11 protein-coding genes are annotated in these 14,671 nt (G+C 38.0%); 3 read left to right on the plus strand and 8 right to left on the minus strand.

What is annotated here, in order from left to right; all coding sequences use genetic code 11:
- Positions 1-56 precede the first annotated feature (56 nt).
- Both VYJ22_RS07730 and uvrA read right to left on the minus strand, forming a co-directional pair.
- Positions 57-1,448: an SWIM zinc finger family protein gene (locus VYJ22_RS07730; protein ID WP_329903358.1), complete on the minus strand. Its 1,392-nt coding sequence runs from the start codon at positions 1,446-1,448 to the stop codon at positions 57-59.
- A gap of 30 nt (positions 1,449-1,478) precedes the next feature.
- Positions 1,479-4,304, minus strand: a complete 2,826-nt coding sequence (uvrA, locus tag VYJ22_RS07735; RefSeq protein WP_329903360.1) for an excinuclease ABC subunit UvrA — start codon at positions 4,302-4,304, stop codon at positions 1,479-1,481.
- Positions 4,305-4,622: 318 nt separating this feature from the next.
- Here uvrA and VYJ22_RS07740 point away from each other — a divergent pair, with 318 nt between their 5' ends.
- Both VYJ22_RS07740 and VYJ22_RS07745 read left to right on the plus strand, forming a co-directional pair.
- Positions 4,623-6,116: a PBP1 and LysM peptidoglycan-binding domain-containing protein gene (locus tag VYJ22_RS07740; RefSeq protein WP_329903361.1), complete on the plus strand. Its 1,494-nt coding sequence runs from the start codon at positions 4,623-4,625 to the stop codon at positions 6,114-6,116.
- Positions 6,116-6,808 carry a porin family protein gene (locus VYJ22_RS07745; protein WP_329903363.1) on the plus strand — a complete coding sequence of 231 codons (693 nt, stop codon included), beginning with the start codon at positions 6,116-6,118 and terminating at the stop codon, positions 6,806-6,808. Before VYJ22_RS07740 ends, VYJ22_RS07745 begins: the two co-directional genes overlap by 1 nt.
- 233 nt (positions 6,809-7,041) lie before the next feature.
- On the opposite strand, the gene VYJ22_RS07750 is transcribed toward VYJ22_RS07745, so the two are convergent.
- From VYJ22_RS07750 to VYJ22_RS07770, 5 genes are read right to left on the minus strand one after another with little or no spacing between them, the layout of a single operon-like run.
- Positions 7,042-8,292, minus strand: a complete 1,251-nt coding sequence (locus VYJ22_RS07750; protein ID WP_329903366.1) for an ABC transporter permease — start codon at positions 8,290-8,292, stop codon at positions 7,042-7,044.
- Positions 8,289-9,431, minus strand: coding sequence for a lipid-A-disaccharide synthase (gene lpxB / locus VYJ22_RS07755; RefSeq protein ID WP_329903368.1), 1,143 nt, complete (start codon positions 9,429-9,431; stop codon positions 8,289-8,291). Before lpxB ends, VYJ22_RS07750 begins: the two co-directional genes overlap by 4 nt.
- Positions 9,432-9,443: 12 nt before the next feature.
- On the minus strand, positions 9,444-10,223 hold the full coding sequence (surE, locus tag VYJ22_RS07760; protein ID WP_329903369.1) for a 5'/3'-nucleotidase SurE: 780 nt from the start codon (positions 10,221-10,223) through the stop codon (positions 9,444-9,446).
- Positions 10,220-10,759, minus strand: coding sequence for an FKBP-type peptidyl-prolyl cis-trans isomerase (locus VYJ22_RS07765; protein ID WP_329903370.1), 540 nt, complete (start codon positions 10,757-10,759; stop codon positions 10,220-10,222). The genes surE and VYJ22_RS07765 overlap by 4 nt, the downstream gene beginning before the upstream one ends.
- Entirely contained in the window at positions 10,756-12,303 is a 1,548-nt protein-coding gene (locus VYJ22_RS07770) for a glycine--tRNA ligase (RefSeq protein ID WP_329903372.1), read from the minus strand. The genes VYJ22_RS07765 and VYJ22_RS07770 overlap by 4 nt, the downstream gene beginning before the upstream one ends.
- Before the next feature lie 254 nt (positions 12,304-12,557).
- On the opposite strand from VYJ22_RS07770, the gene VYJ22_RS07775 reads away from it, so the two are divergent.
- The gene (locus VYJ22_RS07775) at positions 12,558-12,854 is read left to right on the plus strand and encodes a hypothetical protein (RefSeq protein ID WP_329903373.1); all 297 of its coding nucleotides are present in this window, start codon (positions 12,558-12,560) and stop codon (positions 12,852-12,854) included.
- Between the two features lie 250 nt (positions 12,855-13,104).
- Here the strand turns inward: VYJ22_RS07775 and VYJ22_RS07780 are convergent, their stop codons facing one another.
- The gene (locus tag VYJ22_RS07780; protein WP_329903374.1) at positions 13,105-14,412 is read right to left on the minus strand and encodes an IS5 family transposase; all 1,308 of its coding nucleotides are present in this window, start codon (positions 14,410-14,412) and stop codon (positions 13,105-13,107) included.
- Positions 14,413-14,671: the final 259 nt, after the last annotated feature.

Below are 14,671 nucleotides of genomic sequence, written 5' to 3' on the forward strand. Positions count from 1 at the left end.
TAAATAAAACAAATTAGGAATAAAATATTTTCACAATGCTACTATGATGTAGCGAGTTATAATGACTTGAGCTTCTCTAATAAAATCAATCGAGCCTCTTCATCTGCAAGAATTTCGGTAAGTGCGCTCAAAAAAGCCTCAGCCTTACCTTCAGCTGTAAATGGGAATTGATTTACGACAGAGTCTTCTACAGGCCCCCCCTCTAGAACAATAGCCTCAATAACCTTGAGTAAATCTCGGCCAAAGAGATACACTGAATCCTTTACCTCTTCCGGTAAAGCGGATGCATCATCCTTAAGCGGGAATATAGGGCGATATGTATGAATAAATTTGTAAAAAGGGCCCAACACAAACGGGCTGATATGTTGTAATATCGAAGAAAGCTGAACAGGAGTCAGATATTGTAGTGTATCAATACGCATATAAAGATGTTTGATGCTCAATTTCTTCATCGCCATTGACACTGGATTGCGCCACTCTTTCAATCCTTCAGCATGATCTACAAATACAAAGTTACATTCAGGTGTAGTATTTGCTACATGTGATGCAAATTGCTGGGCTGTGAGTATCTCCAAAGGTAATCCAGACGGCATGTACATACGTATAAGTTTTTCCCATTCCAGAACCTCTTGATTGTCTTCCAAAACAATATACCCATTTTTACTATCCGGTTCCCGAACAAATATCTCTTGAGCGAGACGAAGCATAAAAAGTGGGAAAAACTTATTCGAGGGAGATACAATAAGGCCAAATCCTGAATAAGTCAGATCAAACAGTTTTTGCTCTATACCTATAGAATCATCATATAGCGATACAGCGTCCAAGGGTATTCTATGATCGGGATAATCATTTTCCAAATCCTGATGCCACTCTTCCTTATCAAGTTCTTGGTTCACGAGTTCATATACATCGTCATAGCAACGAAATGAGGATGATATTTCCTTAGCCTCATTCTCTATTTGGGTAAAGTAACGATAATTGGCAAGAGGAAGTACTCCGTCCTCATCGAAATATTTCCTTTTAAGCTCCTCGTATTGTTCAGTCTCAACTTCTCCTACTTTAAGTTTTATAGCCCGACCTCCTTTGTAACTTACATAAATAGATGAATAAGGAGGAATGTATGACATCTCTGCCCAAGGATATCCTGCGACATGTTGTTGGAGATAAAGAGTAACTGCCTCAAGATGCTTACATGTACCCAAACCATTTGTTCGAAAGTCAAGGCAAGAACAGAAATTTCTATCACTTCTTACTCCTCTGAAAGCAACTCTATATCTTCCGGTATCACTGCTTACCATGTAATCGCCCCAAATACGATTTTCATCTAAGTGTTCAACCTGAAAACCCGCATCAATAGCATTTTCACGGCGAAGAGCTACTTGCCATTCCTCGACAGACATATTGTCCGGGCAAATCTTATTAGACAATCGACCTTCTTTTTTAATCATAACTAATAAATTATTCCTATTATGTTGTATTTATTTCTTTTCCTTCAATTCATCCATGAGGAAAGGCGTTGTAAAACTTTTCTTACACCTCTTCATATTTTCCGGGACACCCTCATAAAGAAGCTCCCCTCCTTCTCGCCCTCCTTCGGGACCAATATCTATAATCCAGTCGGCACATTTGATTACATCCAGATTATGCTCAATCACTATAATAGTATTGCCTCTATTGACCAATCTATCCAATATGCCAAGCAACACTCTTATGTCTTCAAAATGCAAACCGGTGGTAGGTTCATCCAACACATAAATTGTATTTCCGGTATCTCGTTTACTTAATTCTGAAGCCAATTTAACTCTTTGACTTTCCCCCCCTGATAATGTTTTGGATGATTGCCCCAGTTTGATGTAACCCAAACCAACATCTTGCAGCACTTTGAGTTTTTTGATAATGTGAGGAACATTTTCAAAAAACTCCACAGCTGCATTAATAGTCATATCCAAAACGTCGGCTATAGACTTTCCTTTATATCTCACTTCAAGCGTTTCCCTATTATAGCGTTTGCCTTGACAGACTTCGCAAGGAGCGTATACATCAGGAAGAAAATTCATCTCTATAGTCTTGAACCCATTACCCTTACAGGTCTCGCATCTTCCTCCGGCAACATTGAAAGAAAAACGTCCGGCTTTGTACCCACGAGCTTTACTCTCAGGCAAAGCTACAAACAGATTACGAATATCGGTAAATAATCCTGTATAAGTTGCCGGATTACTTCTCGGACTTTTTCCTATTGGAGACTGATCCACAGATACAATCTTGTCCACTAGCTCCAATCCCTCAATATTTTTGAATGGCAAAGGATCGAGCAATGAGTTATATAAATGCTGACTTATCGCCGGGTATAATGTCTTATTGATCAGTGTACTTTTTCCGCTTCCGGAAACACCTGTCACACAAATAAACATACCCAACGGAAATGTTACATCTATATTTTTTAGATTATTTCCTGAAGCTTGGTTTATTCTTATAAACTTACCATTACCTTTTCTCCTTGTCGCAGGGACTTTTATTTCTTTTATACCATTAAGATATTGAGCTGTAAGGGTGTTTGCTTTAAGCATCTCAGCAGGTGTACCGCTAAATACAACATCTCCACCCAAACGACCGGCTTTTGGCCCCATATCTATTACATAGTCTGCATTGAGCATCATATCTTTATCATGCTCTACAACAATAACAGTATTCCCTAAATCTCTTAGATTTTTCAAAGAGTGAATTAATCTAATATTATCTCTTTGATGGAGGCCTATACTCGGTTCATCCAAAATGTATAAAACCTCAACAAGTTGAGTCCCTATCTGAGTCGCTAATCTAATACGCTGACTCTCTCCCCCGGAAAGCGTAGCCGCTGTACGATTCATTGATAAATATCCCAGACCTACATCCAACATAAAGCCAAGACGAGATTTTATTTCTTTGAGTATCTCTTTGGCTATGATACGTTCGTTTTGCCCTAAACTATCATCTACGTTATCAACCCATTTTGCAAGCTCCGATAAATCCAATTGGCTAATCTCGCCAATGTTTTTATCCGCTATTTTATAATGTAAAGCTTCTTTATTGAGTCTCATGCCGCCACACTCCGGGCATTTTTCCATTTTCATGAATTGATTAACCCATTTTTCAGCGGTTGCTGAAAGATCAGAGTCATCATACATCTGAAGGATATATGTAGCTACACCATTAAAGGTCGTAGGAAAGGAAGAAGATCCGATAAGATCATTCTTGACAACAATCTTCTCATCGGATCCGTATATAATATCTTGAATTAATTCTTGTGGTAATTTAGAGATCTTGTCTTTGATAGAATATCCATATTTTTCACATAGAGCTTCTATCTGCCAAAAAACCACGGTATTCTTATACTTTCCAATAGGGCTTATGGCTCCTTTATATATACTTAGACTTTTATCGGGAATCACAGCATCCATATCCAAGATATTGACTTCTCCTAAACCTTTGCATCTGGGACAATATCCATTGGGTGAATTGAAAGAAAAATTATGAGGAGCCGGATCACTATATGAGAGTCCCGTTTCAGGACACATAAGTGTTCGGCTGAAAAATTTAATATTGCCGGAATCCATATCCTCCAGCATCATCATGCCCTCGCCCTCTTTCATGGCAAGTTTCAGGCTGGCTACAAGTCTTTCACGATTAGCCTCGGTGATTTTAATCTTATCAATCTGAACTTCTACGCTGTGTTGCTTATAGCGATCCAACTTAAGCCCATGAGTGATTTCCCGTATTTCACCATCTATCCTTACAGTAACATATCCTTTTTTACGCAAATGCTCAAAAAGCTCTTTGTAATGCCCCTTACGTTGCTTAACTACAGGAGCCAATAACATCACCTTGTGGTCAGCAAAGCCTTCATAAATGAAATCAAGAATTTGTGATTCCGAATATTTTACCATGGGCAAGCCTGAAAGATAAGAGTATGCCGTCCCTACTCTTGCGTACAAAAGTCTGAAAAAATCATATATCTCCGTCACAGTACCGACGGTAGAACGTGGATTTTTATTAGTTGTTTTTTGTTCGATAGAAATAACTGGCCCTAACCCCAGTATTTCTTCCGCATCAGGACGTTCCATCCCCCCTCCCAGAAAACCTCGTACATAAGACCCGAATGTATCAATATACCGACGTTGACCTTCTGCGAATAAAGTATCGAAAGCTAAAGAAGATTTTCCACTTCCACTCATTCCTGTTATTACAGTCAAAGAATGTCTGGGAATTGAAACATCTATACCTTTCAAATTATGAACTTTTGCCCCGTAAACCTGAATATTCTGCATAAATAAAACTAACCTCTTGCAAAAATAAAATGTCTTTTTGGCAATTAATACATACTAATGAAATTCAACAACTTTTATCATAAGAATTATTAATGCAAAAAAAATTTCATCATTTGGTAAAAACAGTCCTTATAAACTATGATAGTGTCTTTATTATACAACATAATATACTGTGAAACATACACATTATAAATATATCGCATTGATTACATAGCCTAAATATAAATCAAATTTTCTCTTAATTGTTTTTTCGGTACAAAATTACCATTTTATAGTATCTTTGCAAATGAGTTTTTAACATTATCACAGATTTATTATATGAATGTTCATCTAAATAAGTTTTTGATTACTTTTTCTGTAGTAATCTTATATTTTGCAAACTCCTATGCGCAGAATCGCACACAGATTCAAGAGCATATTATTAAATCAGAAGAGACAATCTATAGTATCGCCAAAAAATACAATGCCTCTACCGAAAAAATCTACAAATTAAATCCATGGGCAAAAGATACCATACACCCAGGTAAAAAACTTCTAGTACCGATAAACAGCAAAGAAGATAGTACTGCCTTGAGAACTCAACCAGTCAATCATGTGATTAAAAAAGGTGAAACCTTATATGCTATTAGCAAGCAATATCAGGTTTCGGAGGAAAGGATCATGATTGCCAATCCGGGCATAAGCGCACGAACTTTTCCGATTGGAAAAAACATCATTATTCCCGCTAATTCTACAAAAGCCCCTACTCCACAACCTACTAATTCAACAAATATCAATACAGATAAATCAGATAGTGATAAAGTAGAAAAACAAGTTGTAAATGCAGCTCTGATATTACCTCTCGAGAAGAATAATGCGGTCAAGTATATGGAATTTTATGAGGGGTTTCTTATGGGGTTAAATGACCTCAAGAAAGATGGCATATCAGTGCGACTGAAAGTAATCGACGCTTCAACGGATGCGACAGTGAATGATGCCATAAATTTAGGAAAGCTAAACAGTTGTGATCTTATTATAGGAGGTGTTTCCGAAAACCAGATTTACGCTATCAACATGGCTCGTAAAACAGCTAATTATGTAATCCCTTTCAATTCTAATAAAGATTTCACGGACAACAACCCTAATTTATTTCAGATCAACCCCCCGCAAGAAAACCTTTACCGTATCATCGGCTCTGAATTTGTTCGAAAATATAAAGGCTATACTGTAAAGTTTATAGGCAGATCTTCAGATTTTGAAGATAATTATATAAAAGCCATAAAAGAGGCCGTACGTAAAGCCAATATGCCTTTTGAAGAATTGACCTTAAGCGGTAATTTACCTCTTCAAGGTAATAGGACTGTATTGGTTCCGACGAACGCAGAAAAGGAGCTTGCCAAGAAACTTTTGGCATCTATTAATAAAGATGACGTATGTACTATTTTTGCTCCTGCTCAATGGCAATCAATGAGAGGCATTCAGATGGAACAGATGAAGAAGTATAACACTACTATTTACAGCACTTTCTTCTTTGATGCTAATACATGGGAGTCAAAACGTTTTCTTTCTCAATATAATGTTTGGTACAACCATAGTATAGCATTCAGTTACCCCAAATATGGGGTTTTAGGATATGATATAGCTAAATACTTCGTAAGAGCTCATACTGTATATGGCAAAAGCTTTATGAGGAAAAGCTATATGTTGCCTAGTGACGGCTTACAAACAGACTTTAAATTCCAATCGTTAAAATCAGGAAGTGGATACCTTAACCAAAATTTATTCTTCGTGTCTTTTATGAAGGACGGATCCATCAAACGAATAGCATTCTAATGAAATATATTTTCAGAGTCATAAAAAAATCAGCTATATTCTCAGTAGTTTTGGGGAGCTACTGCATAATATATGCTCAGAACATCTTGCCGCCATCAGCCAAAGCCTTCAAGCCCAAAGTTTATGTAGGAGCTTCTGCCGGGGCCAATTTTAGCAAAGTATTATTTAGCCCTTCAGTAAGTCAGGATATCAAAACAGGAGCCTTGGCTGGCATCACTCTTCGATGTGATCTTGAGAAATATGCCGGTATTCAGATAGAGTTTAACTATTCCATGCAGGGCTGGCATGAGCGCTATGATGTAGCCAAAGGGTTGAAATACTCAAAAACATTACATTATGTAGAACTTCCTATTATGACACAGCTTTATTATGAAATGAAGAGAGTCAGATTTTTCATCAATGCCGGGCCCAAAATAGGCTACCGGTTTAAGGAGTCCGTGATAATAAACGGCAGTGAGTTTGGTGAAGTTGATAAATTACGTCATGATTTGCATACGGTTCAACCTGTAGAATGGGGCTTGTGTGGAGGCCCCGGAGTAAGTATTAGACTGGGAGATAAAAGCCTTCTTGAAGTAGAAGGAAGATTTTTCTATGCTTTTGGTGATGTATTCCGTACAAAAAGGGTTGATCCTTATGGACAAGCATCCGAGCAAGTTATTTCAGGAAAAATAAACTATCTATTTCGTTTCTGATAAAATTTTTGTCACAGGAAAGGGGCTTCCATTTATCACAAAGCTACGCATAGAACCGACTGAATTTACTTCTATCTTGTAATCCTCTTACTCAAAAACGAACTCTTCATTAGTTTTTTTAATAACATGATTTATTTAGGGAGTTCCAATCAAAATAAACATACAATAAAGCTTCATCATTGTCAATAATACATACACCACGGGAAAGAGTTAGATACAAAAGCAGATTATAATCAGTCGAATTTCATGGTTTGCGCCGGTGTAATCTTATAAATAATCTTTGATGGTCCCCATATCATAAGCATGATAAGAATGAGTGTACCGGCATTGATCAATATCCAAGCAACAAGATCAAATTGAATAGGCACAGCATTCATAAAATAAGTCTCGGGATTCAGTTTTATAATTCTTCCGTATTTCTGAACCATACATAGCGTAAAAGCGATAAGATTCCCAAAAACAAGTGCTTTACCGACGAGCATTCCGGAAAGTGTAATGAATATTTTTTGGATAGACCCGTTAGAAGCCCCCAAAGACTTTAGTACTCCAATCGTAGTAGTATTATCCAAAACTAATATGATAAGGCCTGTAATCATAGTAAAACCACTCACAATGATCAGCAAGGTAAGTAATAAGATTATGTTGGAGTCAAGCATATCGAGCCAAGAAAAAATTTCAGGACTGATCTCTTCTGCCGAATTGATTGTCAATGTATTATCGAAAAGAAGGTCTTGACGTTCCTTTAGTTTGTTTATAATATCATTGGCCACAGTAAGAGGATTGTAGGCATTATCTACATTTATCATGATACGCACAACCTGATCCTGATCCCAGCCATTGACTCGTCTCAATGTGTTGATATTGCAAAGAATGGGAGCCGTATCTACACCTCCGCTTTCGTATATACCTCTGACTGTAAAAGCTCGTACTTTTATCTTTGTAGTGAAAAAATAGCCCTTGATTTTATCCCCTATCTTGGCATTGATTTTATGAGCTACTTCTTTAGTTATCAAGATCGGATTTACCGGCTCATCAGAATTATCCTTGAGATCAAAAGAGCCTTGCGTAAGATTATCAGAAAAATATGCCGACTTAAATGTATCATCTACACCCAAGAATATTGCCCCTTCAAACAAACTATCAGTTTTGAATATTCCCGGCTGATAAATAATAGGATATGTATCTTTTACCCCGGGTGTTTTTTTGAGTAATCGAAGTAGTTCATGGGGGGCTCGTATAGGTTCTTGTGCATTATTGACAGAAGAACCATATTTATAAATCACTAAATTACCTGTAGTACTATAGGCATATTTTCTTACATCTCTTTTGAATCCCATCATGATAGATACAGCCATAAGCATGACGGCAAGACTCAGCGAGATACCGATTAAGGAAAGTCTAACGATAGGTCTTGTAGAACTTTGAGTCTTATTGCTTTTGGGCTTCTTGTAAAGACGTTTTGCTATAAAATATTCGAACTTCATTGGGGTTTAGACTCTACAGTAACTAATGAATCAATAATTACATGCGCTGCTCGGTCTGAAGTATCAGATGTTCCTAATATGTTACAGAGTTTTTTATATCCTTCTATAACCTGTTCCCTTTTGTTTCCTCCGGGCAATATTGCACCCAATTCCTGCATAAGAGCTTTATCGGTAAGATCAGCCGATAATAACTCCTCAACCACCTTATTATTGGTTATGAGATTGACCAATGAAAAATACTTAATAGGGAAAAAGTTTTTGAAGCCCCAGTTGAAAAGCTTGAGTCCACTCATCTTATAACATACGACTTGCGGTGTACCGATAAGGGCTGTCTCCAATGTGGCTGTGCCCGATGTCACCAACGCTGCGGTAGACTGCTCCAAGATATTATATGTCTTGCCAAAAACAATCTTTGTGTCAGGATATTCATTGAGGTATGGCAAATAGTCATCTATTGTAAGTCCGGGAGCTCCTGCTATGACACAATTGTAATCAGGATAACTATTGGCTGCACGCAACATATATGGAAGATTACGTCGTACTTCCTCTTTACGACTACCCGAAAGCAATGCAATGTAAGGTTTCATTTGAAATAATTGCTCATCTTCCATCCTATTATCCTTATATGATTCTATAGCATCTACACAAGGATTTCCCACATATTCCACATCCAAATCATAATTTCTATAAAACTCTTGTTCGAAAGGCATGATGCACAAAAGCTTGTCCACATATTTCACCAGAGACTTTACACGCCATCTCTTCCAAGCCCATAGTTTAGGTGAAATATAGTAATAGATAGGAATATTCAATTTATCATGGACAAAAGGGAGTATATACTTAAAGTTAAATCCCGCATAGTCCACAGGGATGACTACATCAGGATTGAACCTCTTTATTTCTCGCTGTACATATGCGCCGGCTTGATTGATCTCTTTTAGATGCAGCAATACCGGCATCACTCCCATATATGCTACAGTATTGTAATGTACCACAGTTTTCTGCCCGGATGCCTTTTCCATCAAATCTCCTCCCATAAATGCAAATTGGGCATGAGAGTCTATCTTTCTGATAGACTTGATTAGATTAGAAGCATGCAGATCTCCGGATGCTTCTCCGGCTACAAGAAAATAGCGCATAGGCGTAGTCAATTACTCCTCCGGATCTGTAGAAAAAGATTTTTCTAGCAGAGGAAGATAATCAAAATTGGTCATTTCTATCTTTATAGGGGTGAGAGCAGCATACCCTTTCTCCAAATACTCCAAATCACCTATAATATCAGGATACTTATTGATCTGTTTTCCTTGCATCCAAAACACTTCTTTTCCCTTAGCATTTTGGCTCCTCATATACTCATTGGTAAAACGTCCGTTGGTCATCCTACAAACCTTCAGGCCCAGTGGTTTTCCATCAGGGACATTTAATGAAAGTAATGTATTTTCGGGCACGGGGTATTTGAGCATATGTTTTACCACCTTATTGGCATACTCGGCAGCATATTCCATATTAGGCTCTTCTTCACTGTTATTGAGAGAAACAGCCAAGGACTGAATCCCACATACAGAACCTTCCATGGCAACACCTATGGTTCCTGAGTATAATACACATATTCCGTCATTACGACCATGATTGATACCTGAGACCAGAATATCAGGCTTTTTCTCAGCAAAGATAGTATTGAGAGCTACCTTGACACAGTCTACCGGAGTTCCTGTAGAGCTGTATACGGTGAGTCCTTCCTCTTGATGTCTAAGTTTCATTGTAATAGGAATGGTAGAAGTAATTGCGGAGGAAAATCCAGAACGGGCTGAATCCGGAGCAACTACCGTAACATTACCAATCTCCATAAGAGAGCGCATAAGTGCCCTTATACCAGGAGCACGAAAGCCATCATCATTAGATACAAGAATTTCTATTCTATCTGCCATCAATCAGGATCGTTTTCCGGGATAATCTTATCCAATCTTACAATATATCTCAAGGCAGAAAAATTCATAATACCTAGAGGTTTGGAGTTTTCACCATACCCTAAATACCAAGGAATAATTACTTCCGCCTCGTCTCCCTCTACCATATTCATGAGCGCTATACGCATTCCCAAGGGCAGGTTTTTACCATCAGCACCTCTATTGAGAGAAAATCGGTCAGGCTCTTCCGAAGAATAATTGCTTGCAATGGGATTTTCAATACCTAGTATGTATTGCTGGTAATGCAGCAACACCCTACTCGTATAAATAGGATGTACTTTACCCTCGCCCTTTTTAATATATTTCATCATCACGAAGTTATCCCCCAAAATGCCTGAAGTGGATACTCGTTTGTATTGGCTATCATTTTTATACTTATCAAAGCGCTGTTCACTCTGAGAGCGCCATTGAAGATCCGAGTCAATAGCATCTTTACAAGATACCATTGCCAGGCTTAGTGTAACTATAAGAGCCCAAAAACTTTTTTTTGTTATATTCATTGCTCAATTTTTTTGAGTAAACTTTTCATACTTGTAGCTTCTCCTATTATTTTTGCCAAATCCTCAATAGCTACACGTTCTTGTTGCATCGTATCACGATTCCTTATGGTCACAGTATTATCTTCGAGTGACTGATGGTCCACCGTAATACAATATGGAGTGCCTATAGCATCTTGTCTTCTGTATCTCTTGCCAATGCTATCTTTCTCATCAAGTTGACAGTTAAAGTCGAATCTAAGATTATCCACTATTTCTTGCGCTTTTTCCGCAAGGCCATCTTTACGAACCAGCGGAAGCACTGCCAATTTTACCGGCGCAAGTGCTGCAGGTAATCTCAAAACAGTTCTAACCTCTCCGCTCTCTGTAGCTTCTTCTGCATACGAACCAAACATCACGGTAAGGAACATCCTATCAAGACCTATAGATGTCTCTATAACGTATGGCACATAGCTCTGATTGAGTTCGGGGTCGAAATATTGTAGTTTTTTGCCACTAAACTCTTCATGTCTCTTTAGGTCAAAGTCGGTACGGCTATGAATACCTTCGACCTCTTTGAAGCCAAATGGCATTTCAAATTCAATATCGGTGGCTGCATTGGCATAATGAGCCAATTTTTCGTGATCATGATAGCGATATTTAGTATCACCCAATCCCAAAGCCTTATGCCACTTGAGGCGCATACTCTTCCAATGTTCAAACCACTGTAATTCTTCTCCGGGTCTTACAAAAAACTGCATTTCCATCTGCTCAAATTCCCTCATACGAAAAATGAACTGACGAGCCACAATCTCATTTCTGAAAGCTTTTCCTATCTGTGCTATTCCGAAAGGCACTTTCATACGCCCCGTCTTTTGGACATTGAGAAAGTTTACAAAAATACCTTGAGCTGTTTCAGGGCGTAAATATACTTTCATTGCACCTTCTGCTGTAGATCCCATCTCAGTGGCAAACATGAGATTGAATTGGCGCACTTCTGTCCAATTTCTGGTGCCGCTTATAGGGCAAACAATCTCACAGTCCACAATGATCTCACGTAAATCCTCCAGATTATTATCATTGAGAGCATTGCTGAAACGTGTATGTACTTCCTCGTATTTCTTTAAATTGTCTAATACACGAGGGTTGGTTGCACGGAATTGTGCTTCGTCAAATTGATCACCAAATTTCTTTGCTGCTTTGGCTACTTCTTTATTGATCTTCTCTTCTATCTTTGCAAGGTAATCCTCAATAAGGACATCAGCACGATATCTTTTTTTCGAATCCTTATTATCAATCAACGGATCATTGAAAGCATCCACGTGACCTGAAGCTTTCCATATCTTAGGGTGCATAAAGATGGCTGAGTCAATACCTACTACATTTCTATTGAGCAGAGTCATTGCTTCCCACCAATACCGTTTGATATTGTTTTTCAGTTCCGAACCATACTGTCCATAGTCATATACTGCACTGAGTCCATCATAAATTTCAGATGAAGGGAAAACAAAACCATATTCTTTACAGTGTGATATGATTTTCTTGAATAAATCGTCTTGTTGTGCCATTTAGCTTATCTATTTCTTATCAAAGATACAAAGTAAACACTTTTCTTTCTGTGTACCAAGCTTAGAGTTGATATTTAATTCCATATCAATATAAGCGTATTGGGCAATACTTCTAGAGAGATCGAAGTAGGTACCAAAACAATATTTAAAAAGAAGATTCATCAAACAATGGCGGATGAAAAAGGTCTTCGTTCATTATAGTTTGATTATTTATTCATTCATAAAATGAGACTGTTGCAAAAGTCAACAGTCTCATGGATTTTGGAGGCAAAGCCGACAAAAGACACTTTGACCGGGCAGAGAGGGTAAAGTGCAAGGCGCTAAGAGTGAGTGCACAGGGAGTTTACTTCAGGTTAATGACCAAGTGCGAATCTCGCAAGCAACGAAGCAATTGGCCTGCTATGCAACGGTCTCAAAATAATGATAGCAATTATTGCAACCTCTATAAAGACATGGTCATAGGTGGCAAATATTGCATAACAGTAGTTAATAGTGATAAAACAAATAGAACAGAGTCAGGTTACATTTTGTTTATTTGGCCTACCTCTTAGCCTAGACCCACAAAACATCAAATAGCTACACAAATACACAAAATCGAATCAAATCGATAGTAATTTCCGGCAAACTGGATACTTATAAAAAAGTAATGCGGAGCTAAAACTCTCTTAATATTTTTTTAACTAAGTCTTGATATTTTCTTAGTTACGTTTCATTTTTTTTCTAACTAAAAAATCTGAATGTCGTAGTTAAGAAAATATCAAGACTTAGTTAGAAAAATAATGAAATGTAGTTAGTCGTCCCTTAAAAAGCACATTTCAGCGCAATCCTCTCCATTGGGAGTGTTTCGCTGATTTTGTTTATTAGGTACAAAAGAAGCTTCATGGCTCTTTTGAAGTTATATGCCGCTGCAGCTAACATTACATTGATAGCATCCCCGAAGAGCCCTTTGTAAAAGTTACGTCCCAAGCGATAATCTGATTTTAAATGTCCGATAGTTGGTTCTATTCCTGCACGCTTGCAGAAAAGTCGATGCTTCTTTTTACGTTGATAATAACTGTCTTTAGCTTTTGGAGTGTCAGGAATCAATATCTGCGTACCGTTTATTTCTTTTTTTCCACGGTAACCTCTATCTCCGGCCAGTTTCTTAATCCTTTCTCCCGTGAGTCTCTTCACCTGATCGAGGCTTTGCTCTATGGTATGTCCGTCGTACTCATTACGGAAAGAAGAGGCTCCCAAAATCACTCCCGTCATGGAGCGTATAATCGAGACTTTGTTTCCAAACTCATATTTTTTGTGCTCCTTACCTTTACTGATGCATTGAACATCCGGTTCATGAAGAGAATAAATCTTTTGAGTGGAATTACGCCGTTGCGAAAGAATCCTTTCAAAGAGGGAAATGAGTTTGTCGTACTCCCTGTTACTACCTAGGTTTCGTTTAAGTTCCCGAACCAAACGTCCCGCTATTGTTCGTAACCGTTTATCCGCTTTAAGAGCTTTCTTACGGTTCTTGGGATGGTTGCGAAAACGTTGATCCCGATAAATTCTTTTCAATACGAAAGTATAGCTTTGACGAATGGGTAGATTGAGAGCCCTTGCGATTTTGAGAACCTTGCCTACTATCTTCTTATGCAACTTGGCATCTGTAGGATAGGTCACATTCTTTTCCTGCACGGTGGAGTCTATAAAAGCGGTATCGTGGTGATCCTTATCATTTTTGTCATCATTCACACGAATACTTTCTGCAAGAATAAGCTCTATCCCTCTTTCGCCGATACGTTTGCGGAAGTGAACCAGTTCCGAGGCATTGCAGGGAAAGGAAGGTGTAAACTCCTGCATGCCACAAAAATATTGAAAATAAGCGTTCTCACTCCATTGTTCTACAACAGATTCATCTGAAATATTGCGCAAATGCTTGAGAATTAAAAGACCACACATTAAACGAATAGGCTTACCGGGACGACCATTGTCAGGGCAATACAAGGAAGAAAAAGCCTCTTCGAACCTTTTCCAATCGATTTTATGGGAAAGTTTATACAGAGGATGTTGCTGGTTGAGCAAATCGTCCAGCGAAGAGAACAGAGATTGAACTGTTTGAGTAGGGCGTATCATAAAAAAATCTGCAAGTTTCTATATCCAAAGATACAAAAACTTGCAGATTTATCAAAGAATAGAAGAGTGCAATTTGCTGTATATCAGAAAATAAACACGATTTTAAGGGGCGACTAGTTAAGAAAAACACACATTACTTCACTCTAACCAAAAAGCCGTAGAGAGTATATTGAATACTCCATACGGCTTTTTGCCTTGATTGTAAGAGGATATTGCTATATTTGACAATTTAATATTTCACGCCTTTTGTCTTATTTTG

Source organism: Porphyromonas pogonae, from assembly GCF_036320655.1.
Taxonomy (GTDB): Bacteria; Bacteroidota; Bacteroidia; order Bacteroidales; family Porphyromonadaceae; genus Porphyromonas; species Porphyromonas pogonae.